The organism is Bradyrhizobium sp. LeoB3 (assembly GCF_055456055.1).
Genome location: NZ_JBVBEF010000028.1, coordinates 1 through 24,209 on the forward strand (window position 1 = coordinate 1; position 24,209 = coordinate 24,209).

Genomic DNA, 24,209 nt, shown 5'->3' on the forward strand with positions numbered 1-24,209 from the left:
CGCGCAGGGGATGGACAGACTTTGGGCTGATTTGCCCGTCGAGTTGATTTGTCGCACCCAAAGCATCCACGTCGTCATTGCGAGCCAGCGGGGCGCGCGTTCGCGCGACCCGCTGGCTCGCAATGACGGCGGCTGTCATGCCGGGGCGATGCGATAGCATCGAGCTATGATGTGCAATTGCACATCGGAGAATCCATTTTTCCGCTTGCGCAAGTGGACGAATGGATTCCGGGCTCGCGCTTCGCGCGCCCCGGAATGACGGTGGGATTTTGCGGCGAGGGAATGACGGATTACGCTGTTCGCGCGGGAGGACAAGCCAATCCGCCCTGCATCACTAGGCCACCGCCACCGTCAGGCTGGCGCCGTCGGCGCTGACAACCTTGACGCGGCTGCCGGCTGGGGCGTCGGGGCCGGCGACGCGCCAGATCGTGTCATCGATCCGCACCGTGCCTGAGCCGTCGATGATCGGCTTCTCGAGCGTGAACTCGCGGCCGATCAAGGCTTCGGTGCGCCGGTTGAGGAACGGACTGCTCGCACTTACCGAGGTCCCGCTCCTGGCAAAGTGCCGCCATGCCGGCACAGCAGCGACTGCGAACGCGGCGAACATCAGGAACTGCGTCTGCCAAAGCGGATTGATGACGAACGACACCAGTCCGACCATGAGCGCTGATAGCCCGAGCCAGAACAGGAACACGCCGGGCGCCGCCAATTCCAGCGCCATCAGGATGAAGCCGAAGATCAGCCAGTTCCAGGTACCCAGTGTCGAAAACATCTCGGTCATGACACGACCTCTAATTCCGCAGACGCAATGCTAGCACGCCCGCGCCCTCACCGCGCCGGCGCGATTGGCGGCGGCGTCGGGCCGGCCTGCGGCACCGAGGAGCGGCGCGCGGCGGCGGCTGCTGAAGCTGTGCTTTCGCCGAAGGTGGCGCGCGCGATCTCGCCGATGCCGGCAAGCGAGCCGAGCACGCTCGATGCCTCGATCGGCAGCATCACGATCTTCTGGTTCGGCGCTTCCGCCAACTGCCCGAACGCCTTGATGTACTTGTCGGCGATGAAGTAGTTCAGTGCGGCGACGTCGCCCCTCGCGATCGCTTCGGACACCATCTGCGTTGCCTTCGCCTCAGCCTCCGCCAGTCGCTCGCGCGCCTCGGCGTCGCGGAAGGCGGCTTCGCGGCGACCTTCGGCCTGCAAAATTTGTCCCTGCTTGGCGCCCTCGGCGCGCAAAATCTCCGATTGCCGCTGGCCTTCGGCCTGCAGGATGTCGGCGCGCTTGACGCGCTCGGCCTTCATCTGCCGGCCCATCGCCTCCACGAGATCCGCCGGCGGCACGATGTCCTTGATCTCGATGCGATTGACCTTGACGCCCCAGGGCGAGACCGCGGCGTCAACGACGCGGAGCAGCCGCTCGTTGATCTCATCGCGATGCGACAGCACCTGGTCGAGGTCCATCGAACCCATCACCGAGCGGATGTTGGTCATGGTCAGCACCGTGATCGCCTGGTGCAAATTGGCGACTTCGTAGCTCGCCTTCGCGGCGTCGAACACCTGGAAGAAGAAGGCAACGCCGTCAACGGTGACGGTGGCATTGTCCTTGGTGATCACCTCCTGCTCGGGGATGTCGATCACCTGCTCCATCATATTCATCTTGCGCCCGATGCGGTCGAAATAGGGCACGATGAGATTGAGGCCGGGGAGCAACGTGCGGGTGTATTTGCCGAAGCGCTCGATGGTCCAGCCATAGCCCTGCGGAACGGTCTTGACCCCGGCGAACAGCGTGACGATGACGAGCAGAACAAGGGCGATGGCGAAAATGTCGAAACCACTCATAAAGTCCTCCAAGACCGGCGAAAGCCGGCGCGGTCCTGCATTTGGTCTGCAAAACCGCAACGCCGGTTCAGCCGGCTGTTGGTTGACACATAGTTAAGGAGCGGTTTGCGAGGCTGCCAGATATAGCCTGCGAACGTAAATGATGTGTCAGGCGCTGCGCTCGACTTCGCCTCTCCCGCTTGCGGGAGAGGGAGCGTACCGTGGTCCCAACTCGGCTAAATCCAGCCCTGGAGTTCGCGCAGCACGAGTTGGCGGATCACGTCCATGCCGGGCTCGCTGTCGTTCAGGCAGGGAATCGCCGCAAACTGCTCGCCGCCATTTTGCTTGAAGATGTGCGCGTTCTCCTGCGCGATCTCTTCCAGAGTCTCCAGACAGTCGGCGGAGAAACCGGGCGTGACGACGGCAATTCGTCGCACGCCGTCCTTGGCGAGCTTTTCGACGGTCTTGTCGGTATAGGGCTGCAGCCAGACATCGTTGCCGAAGCGCGACTGGAAGGTCAGCATCAGCCTGGAGGCATCGAGCCCGAGGCGCTTGCGCAGGCTTTCCGTCGTGGCGACGCACTGGGCGAAATAGGGATCACCCTGATCGACATATTTCTGCGGCATGCCGTGGAAGGAGGCCAGGATCAATTCCGGCTCGAACGGCAGCGTCGCCAGGTGCGCGTTGATCGAAACCGAGAGCGCGTCGATATAGACAGGATCGTCATAGTATGGCGAGGACACCCGCAAGGTCGGCTGCGCACGCAAGCTGGAGAGCACCCGGAACGCCTCGTCGCAGACGGTCGCCGATGTCGCGGCGGAATATTGCGGATAGAGCGGCACCACCAACAGCCGGTTACAGCCCTGCGCCGTCAGCGCCTCGATCCCCGCCCGGATCGAGGGATTGCCGTAGCGCATCGCCCAATCGACCACGACATGATCTTCCCCGATCGCCGCCGCTAGCTTCTCGGCCTGCGAGCGCGTGATCGTCTTCAGCGGCGACTCGTCCTTCTCGGTATTCCAGATCTTCCGGTAGTCGAGAGCCTTGGTGCGCGGCCGCGTGCGCAGGATGATGCCGTTGAGGATCAGCTTCCACAGCAGCCCCTGATCCTCGATCACGCGCGGGTCGGAGAGGAATTCCCTCAAATAGACCCGCACGCCCGGGGCGTCGGCGGTGTCGGGCGTGCCGAGATTGACCAGCAGCACGCCGATGCGATCCGGCTGGGCTTGCGCTGCCGGCGTCGTGTTTCGGACTGGGACGGCCACGGTCATGACGGCCGTGGCTTCGCGCGTTGCCCCATTCTTGTCAAGACAACGCACCGTTAGCTAGGCTCCCCTCCGCAATGCGGGGGAGGAACCATGACGGTTGCCGAATGGTGCGTGTTCGGAACGTTGATGCTGTATTTGTTGACGCTCGCAGCCGCCAAGTGGACTGCGAGCGGCCGTTTCGACAATTCCAACCCGCGCGATCCCGCCTTCTACGACGACCCGATCCGGGCCCGCGCGCTCGGCGCCCACCAGAACGGGATCGAGGCGTTTCCGTTCTTCGCCTTCGCCGTGCTGCTCGCCGAATTCCGCGTGGGACCGTTCCGGCTGATCGATGAGCTCGCGGTGCTGTTCCTGATCGTGCGGATCGCTTACGTCTTCACCTATCTCGGCAACCGCCCAACCCTGCGCTCGATCCTCTGGACCATCGGTTTTACGATCAATGTCGCAATTTTTTTCCTGCCGATGATAAGGGGGTATTTGACGGTCTAAGTTCTCCCTCTCCCACTTGCGGGAGAGGGTCGGGGTGAGGGCTCTCTCCGCGAAAAGAACAGAGAGTGTCTTTGCGCGGAGAGAACCCTCACCCGGCGCTGCGCGCCGACCTCTCCCGCAAGCGGGAGAGGTGACTTTAGAGGCACGTGACGCGTTCGGCGGCGAGGTAGCCGAACAACAGGCCGAGCCCGAACAGCAGCACCAGACCGGCCGCAGCGAACTCAATGCCGCGCATGAAGAGCGTGCCGCCGCCGTCGCGACCGGCGCTCAGGCGCTGGGCCACGCCGCGGGCGGACACGGCGAGGATCGCGATGGTGGCCACCGTGATCGCGGTGCCGAGCCCCATCACGAAGGTTGCGGCGATGCCGGCCCAGAACAGGCCCTGCGCCAGCGCGAACACCAGCACCAGGATGGCGCCCGAGCAGGGCCGAATGCCAACGGTCACGATCGCGCTCAGGCCACGCCGCCAGCCGCCGGGACCGGCGAGCTCGCTCGGCTTGGGTCCGTGCGAATGGCCGCAATGCTCGTCATGGACATGCGCGTGCGCGTGGCCGTGCTGGTGGCCGTGGCCCTGATCGTGGTGATGATCATGGCCGTGGTCATGATGATGGTCCCGATGATGGTGACCGTGATCATGCCGACGAAGTGGGACGCCGGCGATGGCCGGTTCCGGCACATGCGTCTGCAGCGCGCGGAAGAATCCGCCGCCCTTGCTCCAGACCAGTCGCGCGCCGAACGCCGCGATCAGGGCGTAGCTGACGATCTCGATCACCCTCTCCGCGCCGCACATGGTCGTGGCGGTGGCATTGAGCAGCCAGGCGAAGATGCCGACGATCACCACCGCGACCAGCGACTGCATCAGGGCCGATGCAAACGACAGCGCAATGCCGCGCCGCGCGGTTTCCCGGTTGGCGACCAGATAGGAGGAGATCACCGCCTTGCCATGGCCGGGACCGGCGGCGTGGAAGATCCCGTAAGCGAAGGAGACGCCAAGCAACGTCCAGACTGCATAGCCATCGGTCTTGGCAGCACGGATGGACGCGGAAATCTCGCGGTAGAATTCCCCCTGCTTGGCGAGCAGCCAGCCGATGATACCGCCGACCTGCGGCTCGGCCGCCCGTCGCGGGGCGCCGAACGGGTTTTGCGCTGAGAGCGCATGCATCGCGGCATCGGCCAGTGCAAAGGCTGCGAGCGCCACGGCGGCAATCGCCAGGCTACGCGCGACGGATGATCCCTGCTTCATGGACACTCCACCACGATCTTGTTGGCGAACATCGCGCCGAAGTTGGAGCTTTCGCCGCTCAGGAAGTTCTGCTCCCCGAGCTGCTGCGCGCTCGCGGTGCCGTCATTCGGCCGCTGGAATTGCAGCTTGCAGTCGGCCGGTGCGCCGACCAGCTTGGCGGGGTCCTTGTCGGCATATTTGAAGTCGATGAAGAAGGCGGGGTCGAACACTTCGAGCGAAAGCTGCCTGGTCTTGAACGGCGTCTTCGCCGGCAGCGTGAAGTGCAGCGTCAATTCCGTGTTGTTGTATTCGAGGAAATAATCGACCGGCTCGGTGAATTTCTGCTTCTTGCCGTCGGCCTTGGCGAAGGTGAAGTAGGCGTATTCCTTCAGCGACTCGACATTGGTCTGGGCGAGCGGCGCCAGCTCCTCGCGGGTGTAGGCGCCCTTGGTCTTGGCCTCTATGCCCTGCAGCGCATAGGTCGAGAACATGTCGTCGAAGGTCCAGGCGTGGCGGACACCGGTGATGGTGCCGTCGGGCGCATAGATCACCTCGCTCCTCGCGGTGATCCAGACATGCGGATGGGCTTGTGCGGCGGCCGCGCCGAGCATCACGGCGCCGGCGGCCAGGAGGCCGAGCCAGTTGCGGGACATGCGCCTCACTTCAGGCGGCCTCGGCAGTCTCGAGCAGCCCGCGCCGGCGGAGCAGTGCATCCGGCTCCGGCTCGCGGCCGCGGAAGGCGACATAGGCCTCTTCCGGATCGCGCGAGCCGCCCGACGAATAGATGTCGTCGAGCAGGCGCTTTGCGGTCGCGGGATCGAAGATGTCGCCGGCCTCCTCGAAGGCGCCGAAGGCGTCCGCGTCCATTACCTCCGACCACATGTAGCTGTAATAACCGGCGGCATAGTGGTCGCCGGAGAAGATGTGGCCGAACTGGGTCGGCCGGTGCCGCAGCGCGATCTCGGCGGGCATGCCGATCTTCTCGAGCTCCTGCTTCTCGAAGGCCCTGACGTCGCGGCTGGCGGCCGCCGGCTGGGTGTGGAATTCGAGGTCGATCAGCGCCGAGGATACGAACTCCACGGTGGCAAAACCCTGGTTGAACTTCCGCGCGGCGAGGAAGCGCCGCAGGAGATCGTCCGGCAGCGGCTCGCCGGTCTCATAGTGCCTTGCGAAGCGCTGCAGCACCTCCGGCCGCTCCTGCCAGTGCTCGTAAAGCTGCGACGGCAGCTCGACGAAATCGGTGAACACGGAGGTGCCCGACAGCGAGGGATAGGTGACGTTGGACAGCATGCCGTGCAGGCCGTGGCCGAATTCGTGGAACAGGGTGCGGGCATCGTCCGGCGACAGCAGCGCGGGCTCGCCGCCCGCGCCCTTGGCGAAATTGCAGACATTGATGACGAGCGGGGCAACCGCGCCGTCGAGCTGCTGCTGATCGCGCAGCGAGGTCATCCAGGCACCGGAGCGCTTCGAGGGGCGGGCGTAATAGTCGCCGTAGAACAGCGCCTTGTGCTTGCCGTCGCGATCCCTGACTTCCCAGACCCGGACGTCGGGGTGCCAGGCCGGGATATCCTTGCGCTCCTCGAAGGTGACGCCGAACAGGCGGGTGGCGCAGTCGAAGGCGGCCCCGATCATGTGGTCGAGCACAAGATAGGGCTTGATCGCGGCGTCATCGAAATTGGCGCTGATCTGCCGGAGCTTCTCGGCGTAGTAGCGCCAGTCCCAGGCTGCCAGCGCAAAATTGCCGCCCTCCTCCGCGATCAGCGCCTGCATCGCGTCGCGGTCGGCGAGCGCCCGCGCCCTCGCCGGCTTCCAGACCCGCTCCAAGAGGCCGCGCACGGCGTCCGGCGTTTTCGCCATGGAATCCTCGAGCCGGTAGGAGGCGTAGTTCGGGAAGCCCATGATCTTGGCGGCTTCCTCGCGCAGCGCCAGGATCTCGACGATGGTCGCGTTGTTGTCGTGGGCGTTGCCATTGTCGCCACGCGCGGTGAAGGCCTTGAAGACCTTTTCGCGCAGGTCGCGGCGATCGGAGGTTTTCAGGAACGGCTCGACCGAGGAGCGCGACAGCGTCACGATCGCCTTGCCGGCCATCCCGCGCTCTTCCGCCGCGGCCTTGGCGGCGGCGACAAAGCTGTCCGACAGCCCGGCGCGGTCGTCCTCGCCGAGCTCCATGAACCAGTCCTGCTCGTCGCCGAGCAGATGGTGGCTGAAGCTGGTGCCGAGATGGGCGAGCCGCTCGTTGATCTCGGCCATCCGCGCCTTGGCGGCGTCGTCGAGGCCGGCGCCGGCGCGGCGGAAGCGCGTATAGGTGCGCTCCAGCAGCCTGAGCTGTTCGCCGCTCAGGCCGAGCGAGGCGCGGTTCTGGTGCAAGAGCGCGATGCGGCCGAACAGCACGGCGTTCATCAGGATCGGGTTCCAGTGACGCGCCATCCGCAAGGAGACTTCCTTGTCGATCTCCAGGATCTCCGGATTGGAGTGCGCCGACACCAGGTCATAGAACACCGCCGAGACCTTGGAGAGCAGCTTGCCGGAACGTTCCAGCGCAGTGATGGTGTTGTCGAAGTCCGGCGCCGCCGGATCATGAACGATCGCGCCGATCTCGGCGGAGTGATCGGCGAAGGCCTGCTCGAAGGCGGGCAGGAAATGCTCGGGCTTGATCTCGTCGAAGGGCGGCGTCTCGAACGGCGTCTGCCAGCCCTGCAGCAGCGGGTTGGCCAAACCTTGCGAACTTGCCGACATGCGAAATCCTATTTTTGTCCAAGATATTGCGGCAAACTATACCACACCGTGCGGCAATTTTGGGCCTTTTGCGCTTGATCGCAGGGCCCATTTCAGGGACATTGCGCCCCTCAAAAAGGACCTTCTTCCATGAGCCTGCAGCCCTCCTCCACCGGCAACCGCCAGATCGTCTGGCCGAGCGTGATCACCGTGATCAGCGCGGCGATCCTGATCGGCGCGGAAGTGTTCGGCGCTGCCTTTGCCGGCGGCTGGGCGCTCGCGATCCTGCTCGGGCTCGAGGACACCGCCGCGCACATCCTGCAAGCGGTGCTGTTCGCGCTCGGCGTCCTCGTGATGATCGCGTTCATCCGCGCGGCGCAGCGCATCGAGCCGTTCACGCGGCGCGCGTGAGGCGCGACTGCGAAAACACTGTGGCAGAAGGCTCCAAACGCGCAGCCGACTGCTAGCTTCTCTTAACGTCCATTCATATTCGACGCGGTGCGCGCGTGCAGCGACAAACAATCGCAAGCTCGCGTTAGGGAAATCTGCGCGCAGCCCAAAAAAATTCTTGCGCAGCTGAGTCAAAACACTTATTTCCAGCCTTGCCCAATTTCGCACGTGCCTGTGGTCGTGTGTCAGTCGGTAGGTATCCGGACAAGAGGCCGGACAGCCGCCAAGGGATGAAGAACCGAGGGTCGCCTCTGAAGCGGCCAGCATCTCTCTCAAGGGATGCCGATGAAGGTCTCTCCATCTCTTGCAACCGTGACTGGCAGCCGGAGGCGAACCGGCGCACCCCGCTCTCAACGGGGGACGCGACTTAAAGCAACGACGGAGCGGGCTTTTTTGGTCTCTACCGGCATTCCAACGCCGGCGCGGGCTACTGAAAAGGCTTGTCCTTCATTGCCAGGTGAGCGGGCGGGAAATCTCCCAACCAATCCACGGCAGCACAGTCTGGTTTGAGTTTTTTGGCTTCGTTGCGCCTCCATCGCGCAATTCGGCCAAGGCACTCTTATCCGACGTCACGTTTTTTGAATGCGGCCCCGTCGCTGGGGTCGTTGGGAGAGTGCCATGACCGAGCGCATCCAGGAATTCCTGCGTCACCGCCGCAGCGAGGGCCTCGACACCGAGCCGTGCCTCGTCGTCGACCTCGAAGTCGTGCGCGACAACTACCAGAGCTTCGCGAAGGCGTTGCCGGACAGCCGCGTGTTCTACGCGGTGAAGGCCAACCCGGCGCCGGAAGTGCTGTCGCTGCTCGCCTCGCTCGGCTCCTGCTTCGACACCGCGACCGTCGCCGAGATCGAGATGGCGCTGGCGGCAGGCGCGACGCCGGACCGCATCTCCTATGGCAACACGATCAAGAAGGAGCGCGATATCGCGCGTGCCTTCGCGCTCGGCATTCGCCTGTTCGCGGTCGACTGCGCCGCCGAGGTCGAGAAGGTCGCCCGTGCCGCCCCCGGCGCGAAGGTGTTCTGCCGCATCCTCTACGACTGCGCCGGCGCCGAATGGCCGCTGTCGCGCAAGTTCGGCTGCGACCCGGAGATGGCGGTCGACGTGCTCGACCTCGCCAAGCGGCTGGGGCTGGAGCCTGTCGGCATCTCCTTCCATGTCGGCTCGCAGCAGCGCAAGGTGAAGGCGTGGGACCGCGCGCTGGCGATGGCCTCGACCGTATTCCGTGACTGCGCCGAGCGCGGGATCAACCTGTCCATGGTCAACATGGGCGGCGGCTTCCCGACCAAGTACCTGAAGGACGTGCCGCCGGTGGTGCAGTACGGCCGCTCGATCTTCCGCGCGCTGCGCAAGCATTTCGGCAACCAGATCCCGGAGACGATCATCGAGCCGGGCCGCGGCATGGTCGGCAATGCCGGCATCATCGAGACCGAAGTCGTTCTGATCTCCAGGAAGAGCGACGAGGATGAGGTGCGCTGGGTCTATCTCGACATCGGCAAGTTCGGCGGTCTCGCCGAGACGATGGACGAGTCGATCCGCTACGCGATCCGCACCCCGCATGACGGCGCGGATATGACGCCGTGCGTGCTTGCTGGCCCGACCTGCGACTCGGCCGATGTGCTGTACGAGAAGCTGCCGTATCCGCTTCCGGTGACGCTCGAGATCGGCGACAAGCTGCTGATCGAGGGGACCGGCGCCTATACGTCGACCTACTCGTCGGTGGCCTTCAACGGCATCCCGCCGCTGAGGACCTACCACATCTGACGTCTCTTACCTCTCGCGCTTGCGGGAGAGGGAGAAGAAAACAGGGAGCCGGCCTGCCGGCTCCCTCCCCGACATTTTCGAATTTTCGAACGACGCTTTCACCGGTGTGCCCCGCCGCTGGAAGCGGGGACTGACGTGCCATGACTGCTTTGCGGAAGACCACCGTCGCCCTCACCCCGAGCGCCGCTCCGTTCGCGATCCGTGCGGAACGTTCCTCGGACGTCGAGGCGCGTGAAATGCTGCTGGATGCCTGCTTTGGCGAGAACCGCCATCAGCGCACATGCCAGCGCCTGCGCGACGGACGCGCGCCCGCCGAAGGCCTTGCGCTGTCGGCGGTCGCAAGCGGCCGGCTGGTCGGTACCGTTCGGTTGTGGCACGTCAGCGCCGGGGGCAACCCCGCGCTGATGCTGGGGCCGCTGGCGGTGGATTCCACCTGCCGCGGCCTCGGTGTCGGCGCCGCGCTGATGGGCCGCGCGATTTCGATCGCGCGGACGCGCGGCCATGGCGCGGTGATCCTGCTCGGCGATGCGCCCTATTACGCCCGCTTCGGCTTCTCGCCGGAGAGGATGAGCGAACTCGTGCTGCCTGGCCCGTTCGAGCGCGACCGGCTGCTCGGTCTCGAACTTGCCGAGGGCGCGCTCGACGGCGCCAGCGGCATGGTCACCGCGACCGGCGCATTGCTGCTCAACCGCAAGGCACGCGCATTGCGCGCCGTGCCGCAGGCCGCGTGACGGTTGCGATCATGGCCGAAAACCTTCCCGCAACCAGCGACGTTGCGCGCCCAGTTCTGCGCAGCATCATCACCACCATCGTCCTGATCCTGATCTCGGTCATGATCGTCAGGGACATCTTCGTGCGCCGCTGGAGTTCGCCGTCCGCTCCGGCAGCAGATACGACCCAGCACTCCCGCTGATCGCAAAACCGAAACCAAAGGTTGCGCGGGCGGGAAAATCCCGTAAACCCGCGCAAGTACCCGTATGTCCCGCAACGCTGAGAATAGGAGGTCCTGAATGTCCCGACGCCTGATTTCGACCGGCTCGCCTTTCGAGAAGACCGCCGGCTACAGCCGCGCCGTGATCGATGGCGATTTCGCCTTCGTCGCCGGAACCACCGGCTATGACTACACGACGATGACGATGCCTGAAGATGTCACGAGCCAGTCACGGAACTGTTTCAAGACCATCGAGGCCGCCCTGAAGGAAGGCGGCTTCGCGCTGGCCGACATCGTCCGCGCGACCTACTACCTGACGGATGCCAAGGACGCGGACGCCCACTTCGCGGTCTGCGGCGAGTTTCTCGGCGACATCCGCCCGGCCGCCACACTCTTGATCGTCGCGGGACTTTTGAAACCCGAGATGAAGGTCGAGATCGAAGTCACCGCGAAACGACGTACTGCCTGATCCATCAACGTCCACCAACCATCCACCCGCTCGAGCCATCTCCTGGAGAAAATGATGAGCCCCTCCTCGCAGATCCACGCCAAGATTTCCGGCCCCATTGTCATGATCGGCTTCGGCTCGATCGGCAAAGGCACGCTGCCTCTGATCGAGCGGCATTTCGACTATGACAAGTCGCGCTTCGTCATCATCGATCCGCATGAGGACGGCGAGCTCGCCAAGAAGCATGGCGTGCGCTTCATCAAGGATGGCGTCACCCGCGACAATTACCGAGAACTGCTGGTGCCGCTGCTCACCGCCGGCGGCGGCCAGGGCTTCTGCGTCAACCTCTCGGTCGACACCTCCTCGGTCGACATCATGACGCTGTGCCGCGAGATCGGCGCGCTCTACATCGACACCGTGATCGAGCCGTGGGCCGGCTTCTATTTCGACAAGAACATCGGCACCGAAGGGCGCTCGAACTACGCACTGCGCGAGACCCTGCTGGCCGCCAAGCGCAAGAACCCGGGCGGCACCACAGCGGTCTCGACCTGCGGCGCCAATCCCGGCATGGTATCCTGGTTCGTCAAGCAGGCGCTGCTCGACATCGCCCGCGACACCGGCGTCGAATTCAACGAGCCGAAGAGCCGCGAGGGCTGGGGCCAGCTCGCCCATAAGCTCGGCGTCAAGGGCATCCATATCGCCGAGCGCGACACCCAGCGTTCGAAGAAGCCGAAGCCGATGAACGTCTTCGTCAACACCTGGTCCGTCGAGGGCTTCGTCTCCGAGGGCCTGCAGCCGGCCGAGCTCGGCTGGGGCACCCATGAGAAGTGGATGCCGGAGAACGGCCGCACGCACGCGCATGGTTGCCAGGCCGCGATCTATCTGCTGCAGCCGGGCGCCAACACCCGCGTGCGCTCCTGGTGCCCGACTCCAGGCGCGCAATACGGCTTCCTCGTCACCCATAACGAGTCGATCTCGATCGCGGATTACTTCACCGTGCGCGACGGCGAGAAGGTGATCTATCGCCCGACCTGCCACTACGCCTATCACCCGGCCAACGACGCCGTGCTGTCGCTGCACGAGATGTTCGGCGCTGCGGGGCGGATGCAGCCGAAATGGCACATCCTGGACGAGAACGAGATCGAGGACGGCATCGACGAGCTCGGCGTGCTGCTCTATGGCCACGCCAAGAACGCCTATTGGTACGGCTCGCAGCTCTCGATCGAGGAGACCCGCCGGATCGCGCCCTATCAGAATGCGACCGGCATGCAAGTGTCCTCGGCGGTGCTCGCCGGCATGGTCTGGGCCTTGGAAAATCCGCAAGCCGGCATCGTCGAAGCCGACGAATTGGATTTCCACCGCTGCCTGGAAATCCAGCGGCCGTATCTCGGCCCGGTGAAGGGTTTCTACACCGACTGGACCCCGCTGAACGACAGGCCGGGCCTGTTTGCCGAAGACATCGACACGTCCGATCCCTGGCAGTTCCGGAACGTGCTGGTGCGCTGACGCGGGCTCTCGCCTCTCGTCATTCCGGGGCGCGCGTAAGCGCGAGCTATGATGTGCAATTGCACATCAGAGAATCCATCGGACCGCGGGCGCGGGCGGAGAAATGGATTCCGGGTTCGGCGCTGCGTGCCGCCCCGGAATGACGGAGGCTACTTTTGCAAGGCCGGGATTTATCTGCGGCCTTCATCCTCCTTCACGAAACGTCCGACCGGATTGTCCAAGAGGTCGATGACCGCCTCCGACGGCCTGCACAACCGCGCGCCCTTCGGCGTGACGACAATGGGACGGTTGATCAGGATGGGATGCGCCATCATGAAATCCAGCAATTCGTCGTCCGACCATTTGGGATCATCGAGGCCACGTTCCTTGTAGGGCGTGCCCTTCTCACGCAGCAGGGCGCGCGCCGGGATACCCATCGCAGCGATCAGCTCCTTGAGCTTCTCGCGCGACGGTGGCGTCTTGAGATATTCGACGATCGTGGGCTCGACGCCGCTCTGCCGGATCATGGCAAGCGTGTTGCGGGACGTGCCGCAAGCCGGGTTATGATAAATGGTGACGCTCATGTGGTTGTCTCCGCAATTGGGACCGGGCCGCGCGCCTGAGGTCGCCCGAGCAGCCAAATCATCAACAGCATGCCGGCGAACGCTCCGCACAGCTCGGCAAGTATGAAGCCGGGCAAATCTAGCGGGCGAATGCCTGCAAACGTGTATATATGACCAAGTCAACCCAATTCAGCATACCGGGATAGGCGGACTTATTTCGAATATTCTAGAAATATAGTTTGACAAGGAGACGGGTCGCGCTCATCTTGGTCTCCATGAAGCTCGACGAAGCAGCAGCCCGCCTCGAAGCGCTGGGCAACCCCACCAGGCTGAAAATCTATCGCGCGCTGGTCCGCGCAGGGCGTGCAGGCATGCCGGTCGGGCGCCTGCAGGAGCGGCTCAAGATTCCGGCGTCGACACTGTCGCACCACATCAAGGCGCTGGTCTCCGTCGGTCTGATCTCGCAGGTGCGCGAGGGCACGACACTGGCTTGCCACGCCGAATACGACACGATGCAGGGCTTGGTGGATTTCCTCGTTGCTGAATGCTGCATCGACGAGACCCAATGCAAAGACGCTCAGACGGCGGCCTGATTTTTTTGTCCGATAATTCGGTAATTCTAGAAGGTTGGGAGAAGCAAAATGAGCGCAGCAAAGACCGTCGCGATCATAGGAGCCGGACCCGTCGGCCTGGCGGCAGCCGCGCACGTGTTGGAGCGCGGCATGACGCCCGTCGTGCTCGAGTCCGGGCCAGAAGCGGGACATGCGGTCCGTCAATGGCAACACGTCCAGCTCTTTTCACCCTGGGAATACAACGTCGACCGGGCGGCCGCGCGGCTGCTCGCGCCAACAGGCTGGAATTCGCCGGACCCGCAGGTGTATCCGATCGGCGGCGAGCTCTTGGCACAGTACCTTGTCCCACTCGCGACGCGCACGCGCTTGAAGGACGTGATCCGCACGTCGAGCCGCGTCACCGCCGTTTCCCGTGTCGGCTTTGACAAGGCGAGGACGAAGGGCCGGGAGGCGGCTCCCTTCGAGATACGCTACCAGAACGGCAAAGGGCCCGAGACCCTGCGCGCCGATGCTGTCATCGACGCCTCCGGAACGTGGGCCTCGCCGAATCCCGCCGGCGCCAATGGCCTGCCGGCGATCGGCGAACGCGAAGCACAAGCGAGGATCGCCTACGGCATGCCGGATGTCCTCGGGAGAGACCGTGAGCGCTACGCGGGCAAGATTGTCGCCGTGCTGGGCGCCGGACACTCGGCGATCGGTACCCTGACCGACCTGGCGATGCTGGCCCGTCAGGTGCCGGACACCCGCCCGATCTGGCTGCTCCGGGGCAATGATCCGGCCAAGGCATTCGGGGGCGGCGCGAACGACAAGCTCGCTGCGCGCGGCGAACTCGGCACACACTTCGCATCGCTGGTCGCATCAGGTGAGGTGCAGGTTGAGGCCGAATTTTCCGTCTCGGCGATCTCGCCGAGCGACGGCCGGCTTCGGATCGCGACGTCGTCAGCCTGCTGCGGACGCAGCGTCGTCGCCGACGAGCTGGTCATCGCAACCGGCTTCCGTCCGGACCTCTCCTTCCTCGGCGAGATTCGGCTCCGGCTCGATCCTGCGATCGAGGCGCCCGTCGCGCTCGCACCGCTGATCGATCCCAACGAGCACTCCTGCGGCACCGTGCGCCCGCATGGCGCGCGCGAACTGCAGCAGGACGATCCGGGCTTCTACCTCGCCGGCATGAAATCCTACGGCCGGGCGCCAACCTTCCTCATGATCACCGGCTACGAACAGGTGCGCTCGATCGCTGCCGATATCGCCGGCGACAAGAAAGCTGCCGAGCGCGTCGAACTCGAGCTCCCCGAAACCGGCGTCTGCACACGCGGCGGCGTGGAGGGCGGTATCGCCGCATCCGGCTGCTGCGGAGGGCCGGCACCCGCCGGCATCGACGCCTGCTGTTCCGACGACGCTATCACGAAAGCCGCCGGCAAGCCCGGCTGCGGCTGCTAAGGCCGCCCGCGTGAACGGACAACGCTTGCGGGTGGTTGCCGCGCTGGGGACCGCCCAGACGCTGGCCTGGGGATCGAGCTACTATCTGCCGGCGATCCTGGCAGACCCCATTGCCCACGATCTCGGAATTTCGACCAACTGGTTCTTCGCCGCCTTCTCGGCCTCCCTGGTGATCTCCGGATTATTGGGGCCGCGCGTCGGCCGCCAGATCGACCGCGTCGGAGGGAGGCAGGTCCTCTGTATCTCGAATGTGGTTTTTGCAGGCGGGCTCGCATTGCTCGGCGCATCGGCCTCGGTGTGGATGATGTCGGTGGCCTGGCTCCTGCTGGGCATTGGCATGGGCCTCGGACTCTACGACGCGGCGTTCGGCGCGCTGGGGCGTATCTACGGCAGCGACGCGCGCGCCTCGATCACCGGCATCACGCTGATTGCCGGCTTTGCCAGCACGGTCGGCTGGCCGCTGAGTTCATTCGGGCTCGAGACGATCGGTTGGCGCGAAACCTGCTACGCTTGGGCGATCGCGCACATCGTGATCGGTCTACCCCTCAATCTCGCGCTGCCCAGCACGGCAAAGCCGGTCCGCTCAGAAGGACCCGTGGCGAAGCCACATATTACGATCGACCGCACCATGGTTCTGCTCTCATTCGCGTTCGCGGCCGCCTGGACGGTGACATCGGCGATGGCGGCGCATCTGCCGCGAATCGTCGAAGCATTCGGCGCGACGCCAGCGCAGGCGGTGTTTGCCGGTATGATGATCGGACCCGCGCAGGTCGCAGCCCGTGTGATGGAAGCGAGCCTTCTTAACCGTTTCCACCCGCTCGTCTCGACACGGCTTGCCTGTATTACTCATCCGATCGGAGCGTGCGTAATCGGTATTTTCGGCGGTGGTGCTGCCGGCGTCTTCGCTCTGCTACATGGGGCCGGCAATGGTATTCTGACCATTGCACGAGGAACGCTCCCATTGGCGATTTTCGGACCGGAGAACTACGCCTATCGACTTGGATTGATCGGCGCACCCTCCCGCATTTGCCAAGCATTGGCGCCCCTTGGGTTCGGGCTGCTCATAGACACTCTTGGCCGATCGATAGTGATCGTGTCGGCCGGACTGAGCCTTTCGGCACTGATAGCACTCTTGTCGCTGCGCCAATCTTCGGCGGTCAAAGCGTGATGATTTTTGTTCGAATCGGCGTGACCGCAGTCGTTCACCTCTCCCATAGGGAGAGGTCGGCGCGCAGCGCCGGGTGAGGGGTTACGGTTCCTCGATGAAGCTCATCCCCCTCACCCGGATCGCATCTCACGATGCGATCCGACCTCTCCCCGATGGGGAGAGGTAAGGCACTTCCAGCGTGGCGCCAACTCGACCTGATCTCATCACGCCTAAAGCGACAGCGCAGTCGCCCGTGGATAGCGCCGCCTGATCGGTGATCCGTGACGCATGCCGGGCCGGCGCTGCGGCCAACGAGGTCATGCGCGGCCTCGCGCCGCGCATGCACGCTTCGCCTCAGTTGGCCAAGACGTCGATGGCCGGGTCAAGCCCGGCCATGACGAAGCCGCGAGGGTCAGGCGCCGCCTCCGGTCATTTCGCCATGTAATCGAACGCCACCGTGCCGAGCCCGAGCGTCAGGTCCGCCTTGAAATGCAGGGCGGAGACGACCTCGCGGACCGGAAGCCGCGCGACGTCGCAGAGCGCGTGTGGAAACAGGCCGAGAGCGGCAGGGCCGGTCCAGGATTCCTTCAGCGTGATCTCTTCGAGATTGAAGCGCACGAGCTCGCAGATGCGCGGGCTGCCGTCGACATGCGGGATGATCTTCAGGATGAAGTTCGGCGCCTTCATGCCCTTCAGTACGGTATCATGATCGACCGGACGGTGTTTGTAGCCCATAGTAGCGGAAGCGCAGAGCACCGAGCCGTAATGCAGGGAGCCGACCAGCACGTCGCTCTCGACCTCGATCTTCGGCCTCGCCAGTTTCTTCGGGAATCCCCATAGCTCGCGGCCGCCGGCGATCGGCCCTTCGTCGTCCAGATACATCGCGTGGGTGTAAGCCCCCTCCTCCCCTTTGAAGCGAACCGGGATCACCTGGCCGGTCTCGGTGTAGTCGCCAAAGCCGGTGGAGTCGGGCATCCGGATGAATTCGTATTTCACCACGGGCTCGGCGACCTCGAGCGGCTCGGGCACCACGGCGGCGAGCGCTTCGGGATCGGTCCTGTAGGTGATGACGAAATATTCTCGGTTGAAGAAGCGATAGGGCCCCGGCGGAAACGCGGGGCTGGTGAGCGGCATCGAATAGGCACTTCGCCTGACATCGTCGATCTTCATCTGCTGACCCCAAAGGTTGTTGGCGTGTCGTTGGCAGATCGCGATTATGCGGCGACAGAGGGACGCAGGCGAGACCGTAAATTCGGCAGGATCCGTTCAGGCCGATCCCGGGGAATGAGAGGACATCACTTTTTCTGGACCGGCGGAGCGGTCTTCTCTGCGGGCGCCGGTGGCAGCGCGGGCTGTGCACCGGTCTTCTGCGCGTCCGGGTCGGGACGTGCGGGCTCGGGCGCCGGCGTGGTCGGCCGCTCGCCGCCTGGCTTTGACTCGGCTGGCTTCGTCTGCGGCTCGGGCGGGGAAGACTGCACTGGCGGCGTCGCCTGCGCCACCTCCTCAGATTGACGCGCTGCGATCTCCACCAGCGAAGCGGTCGAAATCACCAGTCCGCCCACAAACAGGGCGGATGCGATCAGAAGATCCTTCCGGTAGCTGCGCTGCCTGTCGGTCGCCATCTCGTTCTACCCGCGTCATTGTCCGCGGGTTCAACGATTCCAGCGAGACCTGGTTCCGCGCGCGGGGCAACGGGAACTGTACCGACCTGGGGCGTGTAGTCCTGGATCGAGGCGCTGCGAGAACGCGTTCGATGCCTGCTATTCCTCTGGCTGCGGCGCGAATGCGGGAATTGCTGGGGCGCGGGATTGCCCGGGATCGCTTAAGTCCACGATATTATCCGCAGCGCCAAGGACGGATCTTCGGTGCGTGATGGCCAGCACCGTGACATCGCGCACGAGGGTGCGAACGTGGTTCATGATGTCCCGCTCGGTTGCGTCATCGAGCGCAGAGCTCGCCTCGTCGAGGAAAAGAACGGTCGGGTTGCCATACAAAGCGCGGGCGATTGCGATGCGCTGGCGCTCTCCGCCCGACAGCTTCAGGCCGCGTTCGCCGACCTTGGTCTCGAAGCCCTCCGGGAGCGCATCGATGAAAGACAGGATAGCCGCCTTATCCGAGACGTCGCGAAGCCGGGCCTCATCGCGAGGGCGACCCAGAATGATGTTGTCTGCAAGGCTTTCGTTCAGCAGCGCGACGTCCTGAGGCACGACCGCTATGGCGCGGTACCAGTCGGCGCGCGCGATGCGCAGGAGGTCGATGTCGTCGACCAGAATGCGACCTGAATGCGGCTCGATGGATTTCAGCGCGAGCTTGAAGATGGTCGACTTTCCAGAGCCGGTCTCGCCTACGATAAAGGTGATGGAGCCGCGGCTTGCCGTGAAGCTGATGCCATCGACCCCACGACCATTGCCGTAATCGTACCTGATATCGTCGAAGGTGATGCGTCCCTCTCGGGGGACAAAGGTCTCTGCATGCGGCGATTCATTCTCTTCCGGAGCCCGCCACATGTCCGCGAGCGGAATGAGTTGCGCTCGGGAACGCGCGAAAACGTCCATCGTCTGGGCGATCATCTCGAACGGCAGGTTGAGCTGGAGCAACAGGGCGTTGAACAGCACGATATCGCCGACCGTCGTCGCTCCGGCCTGATGGCGGGGCAGCAACAGCAGGAAATTGACGGCGAATTGGATCGAGAGACCCAGGCCCAGCAGGGCCGACGAGCCGGCGCGACGGAATGTGTAAGCCCGCCAGCCATCCTTTACCGCGCGAGCCTTCTCGGTGAAGCGGCGGCTCATCCACGCATGACTGCCGAGATGACGCAACGTCTCCATCGCGTTCATCGCGTTGCCGACGAATCGAGCATTTTCCTGCGCAGCCGAGACGGCGGCGTCGAGAAGGGCCTGCGATCGACGCGTCGAGACGAATGTCACCGTGATCATGGCGGCGCCGTAAGCGGCGACGATCGCCACAACCTCGATGCTCAAGAGAGCGCCGAGGGTGACGAGCGTGAGCGCGATCTGCGTTGCGCCCGGAATGAACACGATCAGCGCGATGTGCATGATCGTCGTCAGCGCGCCACGCCCCTGGGCGCCGGCGGTCTGGATCTCGGCCGGGTTGTGCTCGACGAAGAAGTCGGACCTTTTCCTCAAGATGCGTTCGAAGAACCGCGTGCTCACGATGAAGCCGAGGTTTTCGGCCGTCATCACCGACAGGTGTTGCACCGCGCGCTGCAGCGCCGAGGCAACGCCCACCAGCGCGGCGTAGAGCAGGAACGCCTATAGAAGGTCCGAGACAACAGTCTCTTTGGTCAGCCGGTCCACAAGGCGGGAGAACAGGTACGGCGCAGCGATGCCGCTGGCGCTCGACAGGAAGACGACCGCCGCCACCAGCGACAGCGCCCGCCAGTCGGATTTCCAGTAGGCATGGAAGATTTCGGCGATAGGGGCGTTGCTCGCGGGCTTGGTCATAAGTTTCTGATTTGCAGCGATTCACGCAAATTGCGGTTGGCCAATTCTGTCTCAGAGGCCATGACCGATCAACGACAGCGGCGACGGCTTTGGGAAAAAACGTAAACCTTCTACTCAATGGGAGCATGGTCGGGTACCCCAGTCCGCACTGAACACCCGCGAACGGTGTGAAGCTGCTCACATTGCTCGTGTGAGTTTCCTGCTAAATTGACGATGATCCATCCGATACCGGAGGGCACGGCCATGCAAAGCACAGCTTGGTTGGAATGGATACAGCGTTGGCGTAAGCGGGGATCGCTTGTTGCTTTTGTCGCCTGCTGCAGCATCTGCCTGATCTCGGCCTCTGCCACCTGCGCTGCCCAGGCAACCTTCAAACCCGCCGATCAGCCTAACGGCACGCCATCGGAAGACCTGGCAGCAACCGCTGTCTTCATTGTCGACGCAAAAAAGTGCGAGAAGATGGCTTCCGACGCCTGGTCGGAACCTGAGGTATGGGCATGGCAACAAATCTGCCGGCATCTCAACGTCGATTTCGACGAGAAGGAAGCGAACGACTACGCGGACAGACAGGAGAAGAATTCACCCAAGCGCGATGCGGTGTACCGGCAGAAGCTTGAAGCTCTTCGAACGGAGAACAATGAGAACCCCGAGAAGCTGGCCACCGACGAATCGCGAACGCTGAGCGGCAAATTTCTGGCAATGATTTTCGGCGACCCTGAATTGAGGCGTCACACGTGGAACGTACCGCTCAGGTTGTTTGGGTTCAGTACCGACCGACTTGTTATCGACACCGCGGCGCTGAAATCGCTGGACATACGAAACGCATATGTCGAGAGGCTCGCAATCCAGAATACGACCATTGATGGCGATCTCAGGTTGGAGAACTCCCACTTGGCGAGCATCAAGATGCAATTGGTGGCGGCCAAGCATTTCCTGCTGAACAAGGTATCGGTTACCGCGAAGAAGGTCGGACCGGGCCATGCGGGTCCCAATCCGCCGCCATTGGATGCAGAGAAGCCGGATGGAGCACTGACGATTCATACGGCCCGGATCGACGACCGGATATCGATCCTGGAAGGGTCCTACGACGCGATCGACTTGAAGCGCGTGAAAGTTGGCGACTTGTTCATCGTTCAGCCTGACTGGAACCGCTCCAGGGACACCGATAGACCAGAGCTGAGCATCACCGAGTCCGTGGACCACGGGGTCTTCACCATTCAGACCAGCTCTACGGGGGCATCGCCTCAGCAGATCAAGCTCGACCAGTTCATCTTCGCCAATGCCTATTTCGGTCCGGACCCAATGCCGGTCATCCGCGCCATGGATGCATACGCCGGAATCCGCACTCACGGTCGTCCCGACCTGGAGCCATATACGCTGATCGCCAAGTCATACGCACAACGCGGCGAAACCCATAACTCAGACAAGATCCTGATTGCCAAGAACAACCAAGACTGGCACTGGGCGGACTTGGTATCGCTGGATTTTGTTGGCCTCACTTTCACATGGCTTGTCGCCGATTACGGCTTCCATCCGGAAGTGGGTTTCTTGTGGATCGCCGGATTCGTGCTGCTTGGCTGGGGAATCTTCTGGCACGCCTCCACTCGTCTGGCAGCAGGCTCGTACCAACCGAAGAGTCCTTTCCTGTTAGCTCTGGATTCAGTGATCCCGGGCATCCACTTGGACAAGAACCACCAAGATGTGCGCTATGATGGATGGCCTCAGGGCATGCTCTATCTGCTCCGGATTCTTGGCGCCGTGCTGGTCTTTGTTGCCTTCAGCTATCTGCAGAAGAAGGTGCTAGGCTGACCGCGGGAAGTCGCTTCTTCCGTTCAAATCCACGTCGTACATGCCTGCCTCGTTGGTGGCATGGAAGCACAGCCGTAGCCAAGCGAGACGCGCGCCTGCACGTATCGAAGCGCGATTGTTTAGTTGAATTCTCGTGGATGACGACAACTTCCAAAGAACGAACGAAAGTCGAAGGTCAGACGCAAACGCTGTTATCATATCGCGCCGTGCGCGGAGTTGTGTGCAGCCTTTCGCTTCTCAATCTGCGTGAAAAGCTAGATGGAATCTAAGCCCGCCGCATTGTGACCGCACCACGACCTCCTGTAGGTCGCGATCCCGGTAGCCGACAGAAGTCGGCTGGGGATTTTGGGGCGACTGATCTGATGACGTGCGGGACTACACTTCACAAGAAAACCCTTCTGGCTGCAGCGAGCGCACTTGCGTTGCTGATTGATGGCGGAGACGCAGCCGTTGCGCAGACGTCGCACGAGCTGCCGGCCGTGCAGGTGCATGCGCCAACGCCGCGCGCGGCGCGTCGTGTCGCACCGCGCCAAAATGCCGCAACTGCGCCGCGTGCAGCCTCGCGCCCTGTCGAGCCTCGTGCGCGGACGACACCGCCGACCGGTATGATCGGCAGCCTGCCGCCGTCCTACGCGGGCGGGCAGGTGGCTTCGGGCAGCCAGGTCGGCATGCTCGGCAATCGCAACGTGATGGACACGCCGTTCAACCAGACCAGCTACACCGCGCAGACGATCCAGGATCAGCAGGCGCGAAAGCTCGATGACGTGCTCGCCAACGATCCGTCGGTCCGCTCCAACGCGCCGCGCGCCTACGGCTTCGATTTCGTGTCCATCCGCGGCTTCGACGTGCCGAGTTCGGCCTACAGCATCAACGGACTGTACGGCGTCGCATCGGCTTTCTCGTTCTCGTCGCTGGCCGCGATCGAACGCGTCGAGGTGCTGAAGGGACCGGGCGCGCTGCTGAGCGGCATGCCGCCGGGGGGCCCGCCGGGCGGCGTCGGCGGCAGCATCAATCTCGTCACCAAGCGTGCCGGCGACGACCCGATCGCGCAGCTCACCAACACCTATGCGTCGCGCTCGCAGTTCGGCACGCATTTCGACGTCGGCCGCCGGTTCGGCGAAGCGAGCGAATTCGGCGTTCGGTTCAACGGCAGCTATCGCAACGGCGATACCGAACTCGCCAACCAGAGCCAGGAGCTCGGGACGGCAGCGCTCGGCCTCGACTACCGCGGCGAGCGCGTCCGCCTGTCCGCGGATGTCGGTTACGAGAAGAACAACGTCGACGCCATGACTCGCTTCGTGGTGTTAGGTCCGACGCTGACCGGCGTGCCGGTGCCGCCGGATGCACGCGCGAGCTTCATGCCAAGCTGGGGCTATTGGAACGGCGAAGGCAATTTCGGCCTCGTGCAGGGTGAGGTCGACATCACCGAGAACCTGACGGCCTATGCCCAGGCCGGCGTGGTGAAGGGCGAGACCAAGTATCTTTATTCGGATATCAGGGTCACCAACCTCAACGCCAATTTCGACGGTTCGCCACGACTGAACAGCCAGACCCGCGACCAGGCGGCGGTGCAGGCGGGCTTCCGTGCCTCGGTCGATACCGGGCCAATCCATCACGCGATCAATTTCAACGCGACGGGATCCGAAGGTGACGTCGGCATCATCAACACGACGGGCACGGCCTTCACGTCCAATCTCTATAGCCCGCGTCCGAGCCCGACGCCGCTGATCTCGGTTGGAGCACCGCCGAAAATCTCGGATACGCATCTGTCGAGCTTCGGCATTGCCGACACCATGTCGGTGGCAAACGGTCGCGTCCAGTTCACCGCGGGCGTGCGCCAGCAATATGTCGAGAGCCGCTCGTTCAGTGCGACGACCGGGCTGCAGACGTCCAGCTATGACACTTCGGCGACGACGCCGGCCTATGCGGTGGTGATCAAGCCGCTGGAGAACGTCTCCATCTATGCCAACTACATCGAAGGGCTCGAGGCCGGCACCGTGGTCGGCGCTCAGTATGCCAATGCCGGCCAGGTGCTGCCACCCTACCGGACCCGGCAGTATGAAGTCGGCGCCAAGGTCGATTGGGGCCGGATAACGACGACCGTCAGCGCCTTCGACATCAACCGGCCGCTGCAGCTCGTCGATTTCGTCACCAACACGCTGACGCAATCCGGCGAGAGCCGCAACCGCGGCGTCGAGCTGAATGTCTTCGGTGAGGTCACGCCAGGCGTGCGGCTGCTGGGCGGCGTGATGTTCATCGATGCGCGTCAGGACAAGACCGAGCGCGGGCAGTTTGACGGCTACCGGACTTTCAGCGTGCCCGACACACAGCTCAATCTCGGCGGTGAGTGGGATGTGCCGTTCCTGCACGGCCTGACGCTGACGGGACGCGCGATCTATACCGGCAGCTTCTTCGCCGATCAGGCCAATACGCTGCTGGTCTCGGACTGGACACGCTACGACGCCGGTGCGCGCTACACCTTTACGGCACCGTGGAACAACAAGCCGGTGGTGGTGCGCTTCCAGGTCGAGAACCTGTTCGACAAGAACTACTGGCAGGGCGCGAACACCAACAGATACGTCTATCTCGGCGCGCCAAGAACCTATCTGGTCTCGACAACTTTCAACTTCTAGCGATGG

General features: G+C 63.6%; 23 protein-coding genes and 1 pseudogene. 12 read left to right on the forward strand and 12 right to left on the reverse strand.

The window, feature by feature from the left end; all coding sequences use genetic code 11:
* Positions 1 to 334: 334 nt before the first annotated feature.
* The 3 genes from ACZXDY_RS19345 to hemH all read right to left on the reverse strand — a co-directional run bounded on the left by ACZXDY_RS19345 (position 335) and on the right by hemH (position 3,080).
* Positions 335 to 781, reverse strand: coding sequence for an NfeD family protein (locus ACZXDY_RS19345; RefSeq protein ID WP_464346579.1), 447 nt, complete (start codon positions 779 to 781; stop codon positions 335 to 337).
* Positions 782 to 828: 47 nt separating this feature from the next.
* A complete protein-coding gene (locus ACZXDY_RS19350; RefSeq protein WP_464346580.1) occupies positions 829 to 1,830 on the reverse strand; it encodes an SPFH domain-containing protein in 1,002 nt (333 codons plus the stop codon).
* A gap of 215 nt (positions 1,831 to 2,045) precedes the next feature.
* A complete protein-coding gene (hemH, locus tag ACZXDY_RS19355; RefSeq protein WP_028162982.1) occupies positions 2,046 to 3,080 on the reverse strand; it encodes a ferrochelatase in 1,035 nt (344 codons plus the stop codon).
* Positions 3,081 to 3,167: 87 nt separating this feature from the next.
* On the opposite strand from hemH, the gene ACZXDY_RS19360 reads away from it, so the two are divergent.
* Positions 3,168 to 3,566, forward strand: coding sequence for an MAPEG family protein (locus tag ACZXDY_RS19360; protein WP_464346581.1), 399 nt, complete (start codon positions 3,168 to 3,170; stop codon positions 3,564 to 3,566).
* 136 nt (positions 3,567 to 3,702) lie between these two features.
* Here the strand turns inward: ACZXDY_RS19360 and ACZXDY_RS19365 are convergent, their stop codons facing one another.
* From ACZXDY_RS19365 to ACZXDY_RS19375, 3 genes are read right to left on the reverse strand one after another with little or no spacing between them, the layout of a single operon-like run.
* On the reverse strand, positions 3,703 to 4,809 hold the full coding sequence (locus tag ACZXDY_RS19365) for a nickel/cobalt transporter (protein ID WP_464346582.1): 1,107 nt from the start codon (positions 4,807 to 4,809) through the stop codon (positions 3,703 to 3,705).
* Entirely contained in the window at positions 4,806 to 5,441 is a 636-nt protein-coding gene (locus ACZXDY_RS19370; RefSeq protein ID WP_464346583.1) for a DUF1007 family protein, read from the reverse strand. Before ACZXDY_RS19370 ends, ACZXDY_RS19365 begins: the two co-directional genes overlap by 4 nt.
* Positions 5,442 to 5,451: 10 nt before the next feature.
* Positions 5,452 to 7,524: a M3 family metallopeptidase gene (locus ACZXDY_RS19375; protein ID WP_464346584.1), complete on the reverse strand. Its 2,073-nt coding sequence runs from the start codon at positions 7,522 to 7,524 to the stop codon at positions 5,452 to 5,454.
* A 129-nt stretch (positions 7,525 to 7,653) separates the two neighbouring features.
* Here ACZXDY_RS19375 and ACZXDY_RS19380 point away from each other — a divergent pair, with 129 nt between their 5' ends.
* From ACZXDY_RS19380 to ACZXDY_RS19405, 6 genes are all read left to right on the forward strand, one after another.
* The gene (locus ACZXDY_RS19380) at positions 7,654 to 7,914 is read left to right on the forward strand and encodes a hypothetical protein (protein ID WP_028162987.1); all 261 of its coding nucleotides are present in this window, start codon (positions 7,654 to 7,656) and stop codon (positions 7,912 to 7,914) included.
* A 657-nt stretch (positions 7,915 to 8,571) separates the two neighbouring features.
* Entirely contained in the window at positions 8,572 to 9,714 is a 1,143-nt protein-coding gene (locus ACZXDY_RS19385) for a type III PLP-dependent enzyme (RefSeq protein ID WP_028162988.1), read from the forward strand.
* A 140-nt stretch (positions 9,715 to 9,854) separates the two neighbouring features.
* Positions 9,855 to 10,445, forward strand: coding sequence for a GNAT family N-acetyltransferase (locus ACZXDY_RS19390; RefSeq protein WP_464346585.1), 591 nt, complete (start codon positions 9,855 to 9,857; stop codon positions 10,443 to 10,445).
* 11 nt (positions 10,446 to 10,456) lie between these two features.
* A complete protein-coding gene (locus ACZXDY_RS19395; protein ID WP_208823941.1) occupies positions 10,457 to 10,627 on the forward strand; it encodes a hypothetical protein in 171 nt (56 codons plus the stop codon).
* Positions 10,628 to 10,724: 97 nt separating this feature from the next.
* Positions 10,725 to 11,114, forward strand: a complete 390-nt coding sequence (locus ACZXDY_RS19400; protein WP_456643259.1) for a RidA family protein — start codon at positions 10,725 to 10,727, stop codon at positions 11,112 to 11,114.
* A 54-nt stretch (positions 11,115 to 11,168) separates the two neighbouring features.
* On the forward strand, positions 11,169 to 12,599 hold the full coding sequence (locus ACZXDY_RS19405) for a homospermidine synthase (RefSeq protein ID WP_464346586.1): 1,431 nt from the start codon (positions 11,169 to 11,171) through the stop codon (positions 12,597 to 12,599).
* Between the two features lie 170 nt (positions 12,600 to 12,769).
* Here the strand turns inward: ACZXDY_RS19405 and arsC are convergent, their stop codons facing one another.
* Together arsC and ACZXDY_RS19415 are read right to left on the reverse strand one after the other, a co-directional pair.
* Positions 12,770 to 13,162, reverse strand: a complete 393-nt coding sequence (arsC, locus tag ACZXDY_RS19410; protein WP_464346587.1) for an arsenate reductase (glutaredoxin) — start codon at positions 13,160 to 13,162, stop codon at positions 12,770 to 12,772.
* Positions 13,159 to 13,305: pseudogene (locus tag ACZXDY_RS19415) on the reverse strand (aquaporin family protein); the annotation flags it as partial. The pseudogene ACZXDY_RS19415 and the gene arsC, both read right to left, overlap by 4 nt.
* A 111-nt stretch (positions 13,306 to 13,416) precedes the next feature.
* Between ACZXDY_RS19415 and ACZXDY_RS19420 the strand changes: the two are divergent.
* From ACZXDY_RS19420 to ACZXDY_RS19430, 3 genes are read left to right on the forward strand one after another with little or no spacing between them, the layout of a single operon-like run.
* Positions 13,417 to 13,734, forward strand: a complete 318-nt coding sequence (locus tag ACZXDY_RS19420) for an ArsR/SmtB family transcription factor (protein WP_028162996.1) — start codon at positions 13,417 to 13,419, stop codon at positions 13,732 to 13,734.
* A 48-nt stretch (positions 13,735 to 13,782) separates the two neighbouring features.
* Positions 13,783 to 15,150: an NAD(P)-binding domain-containing protein gene (locus ACZXDY_RS19425; RefSeq protein ID WP_464346588.1), complete on the forward strand. Its 1,368-nt coding sequence runs from the start codon at positions 13,783 to 13,785 to the stop codon at positions 15,148 to 15,150.
* A 10-nt stretch (positions 15,151 to 15,160) separates the two neighbouring features.
* Positions 15,161 to 16,318 carry an MFS transporter gene (locus ACZXDY_RS19430; RefSeq protein WP_464346589.1) on the forward strand — a complete coding sequence of 386 codons (1,158 nt, stop codon included), beginning with the start codon at positions 15,161 to 15,163 and terminating at the stop codon, positions 16,316 to 16,318.
* Positions 16,319 to 16,726: 408 nt separating this feature from the next.
* On the opposite strand, the gene ACZXDY_RS19435 is transcribed toward ACZXDY_RS19430, so the two are convergent.
* The 4 genes from ACZXDY_RS19435 to ACZXDY_RS19450 all read right to left on the reverse strand — a co-directional run bounded on the left by ACZXDY_RS19435 (position 16,727) and on the right by ACZXDY_RS19450 (position 19,761).
* Complete coding sequence (locus ACZXDY_RS19435; protein ID WP_028162999.1) at positions 16,727 to 17,467, reverse strand: acetoacetate decarboxylase; 741 nt, start codon at positions 17,465 to 17,467, stop codon at positions 16,727 to 16,729.
* Between the two features lie 125 nt (positions 17,468 to 17,592).
* On the reverse strand, positions 17,593 to 17,919 hold the full coding sequence (locus ACZXDY_RS19440; protein WP_028163000.1) for a hypothetical protein: 327 nt from the start codon (positions 17,917 to 17,919) through the stop codon (positions 17,593 to 17,595).
* A 138-nt stretch (positions 17,920 to 18,057) separates the two neighbouring features.
* Complete coding sequence (locus tag ACZXDY_RS19445) at positions 18,058 to 19,563, reverse strand: ABC transporter ATP-binding protein (protein WP_464346635.1); 1,506 nt, start codon at positions 19,561 to 19,563, stop codon at positions 18,058 to 18,060.
* A 6-nt stretch (positions 19,564 to 19,569) separates the two neighbouring features.
* The gene (locus ACZXDY_RS19450; RefSeq protein WP_464346590.1) at positions 19,570 to 19,761 is read right to left on the reverse strand and encodes a hypothetical protein; all 192 of its coding nucleotides are present in this window, start codon (positions 19,759 to 19,761) and stop codon (positions 19,570 to 19,572) included.
* A gap of 243 nt (positions 19,762 to 20,004) precedes the next feature.
* Between ACZXDY_RS19450 and ACZXDY_RS19455 the strand changes: the two genes are divergently transcribed.
* Together ACZXDY_RS19455 and ACZXDY_RS19460 are read left to right on the forward strand one after the other, a co-directional pair.
* Positions 20,005 to 21,570, forward strand: a complete 1,566-nt coding sequence (locus ACZXDY_RS19455; RefSeq protein WP_464346591.1) for a hypothetical protein — start codon at positions 20,005 to 20,007, stop codon at positions 21,568 to 21,570.
* A 362-nt stretch (positions 21,571 to 21,932) separates the two neighbouring features.
* Positions 21,933 to 24,203 (forward strand): TonB-dependent receptor, encoded by a 2,271-nt coding sequence (locus ACZXDY_RS19460; RefSeq protein WP_464346592.1) that lies wholly within the window; start codon positions 21,933 to 21,935, stop codon positions 24,201 to 24,203.
* Positions 24,204 to 24,209: the final 6 nt, after the last annotated feature.

What these genes read in the sequence shown, in the direction of transcription:
- ACZXDY_RS19390 (WP_464346585.1), top strand. Translation starts at nt 9,855, where the DNA reads ATGACTGCTTTGCGGAAGACCACCGTCGCCCTCACCCCGAGCGCCGCT.
- ACZXDY_RS19360 (WP_464346581.1), top strand. Translation starts at nt 3,168, where the DNA reads ATGACGGTTGCCGAATGGTGCGTGTTCGGAACGTTGATGCTGTATTTG.
- ACZXDY_RS19375 (WP_464346584.1), bottom strand. Translation starts at nt 7,524, where the DNA reads ATGTCGGCAAGTTCGCAAGGTTTGGCCAACCCGCTGCTGCAGGGCTGG.
- ACZXDY_RS19440 (WP_028163000.1), bottom strand. Translation starts at nt 17,919, where the DNA reads ATGGCGACCGACAGGCAGCGCAGCTACCGGAAGGATCTTCTGATCGCA.
- hemH (WP_028162982.1), bottom strand. Translation starts at nt 3,080, where the DNA reads ATGACCGTGGCCGTCCCAGTCCGAAACACGACGCCGGCAGCGCAAGCC.
- ACZXDY_RS19395 (WP_208823941.1), top strand. Translation starts at nt 10,457, where the DNA reads ATGGCCGAAAACCTTCCCGCAACCAGCGACGTTGCGCGCCCAGTTCTG.
- ACZXDY_RS19420 (WP_028162996.1), top strand. Translation starts at nt 13,417, where the DNA reads ATGAAGCTCGACGAAGCAGCAGCCCGCCTCGAAGCGCTGGGCAACCCC.
- ACZXDY_RS19350 (WP_464346580.1), bottom strand. Translation starts at nt 1,830, where the DNA reads ATGAGTGGTTTCGACATTTTCGCCATCGCCCTTGTTCTGCTCGTCATC.
- ACZXDY_RS19435 (WP_028162999.1), bottom strand. Translation starts at nt 17,467, where the DNA reads ATGAAGATCGACGATGTCAGGCGAAGTGCCTATTCGATGCCGCTCACC.
- ACZXDY_RS19370 (WP_464346583.1), bottom strand. Translation starts at nt 5,441, where the DNA reads ATGTCCCGCAACTGGCTCGGCCTCCTGGCCGCCGGCGCCGTGATGCTC.
- ACZXDY_RS19450 (WP_464346590.1), bottom strand. Translation starts at nt 19,761, where the DNA reads ATGACCAAGCCCGCGAGCAACGCCCCTATCGCCGAAATCTTCCATGCC.
- ACZXDY_RS19425 (WP_464346588.1), top strand. Translation starts at nt 13,783, where the DNA reads ATGAGCGCAGCAAAGACCGTCGCGATCATAGGAGCCGGACCCGTCGGC.
- ACZXDY_RS19455 (WP_464346591.1), top strand. Translation starts at nt 20,005, where the DNA reads ATGCAAAGCACAGCTTGGTTGGAATGGATACAGCGTTGGCGTAAGCGG.
- ACZXDY_RS19405 (WP_464346586.1), top strand. Translation starts at nt 11,169, where the DNA reads ATGAGCCCCTCCTCGCAGATCCACGCCAAGATTTCCGGCCCCATTGTC.
- ACZXDY_RS19380 (WP_028162987.1), top strand. Translation starts at nt 7,654, where the DNA reads ATGAGCCTGCAGCCCTCCTCCACCGGCAACCGCCAGATCGTCTGGCCG.
- ACZXDY_RS19460 (WP_464346592.1), top strand. Translation starts at nt 21,933, where the DNA reads ATGACGTGCGGGACTACACTTCACAAGAAAACCCTTCTGGCTGCAGCG.
- arsC (WP_464346587.1), bottom strand. Translation starts at nt 13,162, where the DNA reads ATGAGCGTCACCATTTATCATAACCCGGCTTGCGGCACGTCCCGCAAC.
- ACZXDY_RS19385 (WP_028162988.1), top strand. Translation starts at nt 8,572, where the DNA reads ATGACCGAGCGCATCCAGGAATTCCTGCGTCACCGCCGCAGCGAGGGC.
- ACZXDY_RS19345 (WP_464346579.1), bottom strand. Translation starts at nt 781, where the DNA reads ATGACCGAGATGTTTTCGACACTGGGTACCTGGAACTGGCTGATCTTC.
- ACZXDY_RS19365 (WP_464346582.1), bottom strand. Translation starts at nt 4,809, where the DNA reads ATGAAGCAGGGATCATCCGTCGCGCGTAGCCTGGCGATTGCCGCCGTG.
- ACZXDY_RS19400 (WP_456643259.1), top strand. Translation starts at nt 10,725, where the DNA reads ATGTCCCGACGCCTGATTTCGACCGGCTCGCCTTTCGAGAAGACCGCC.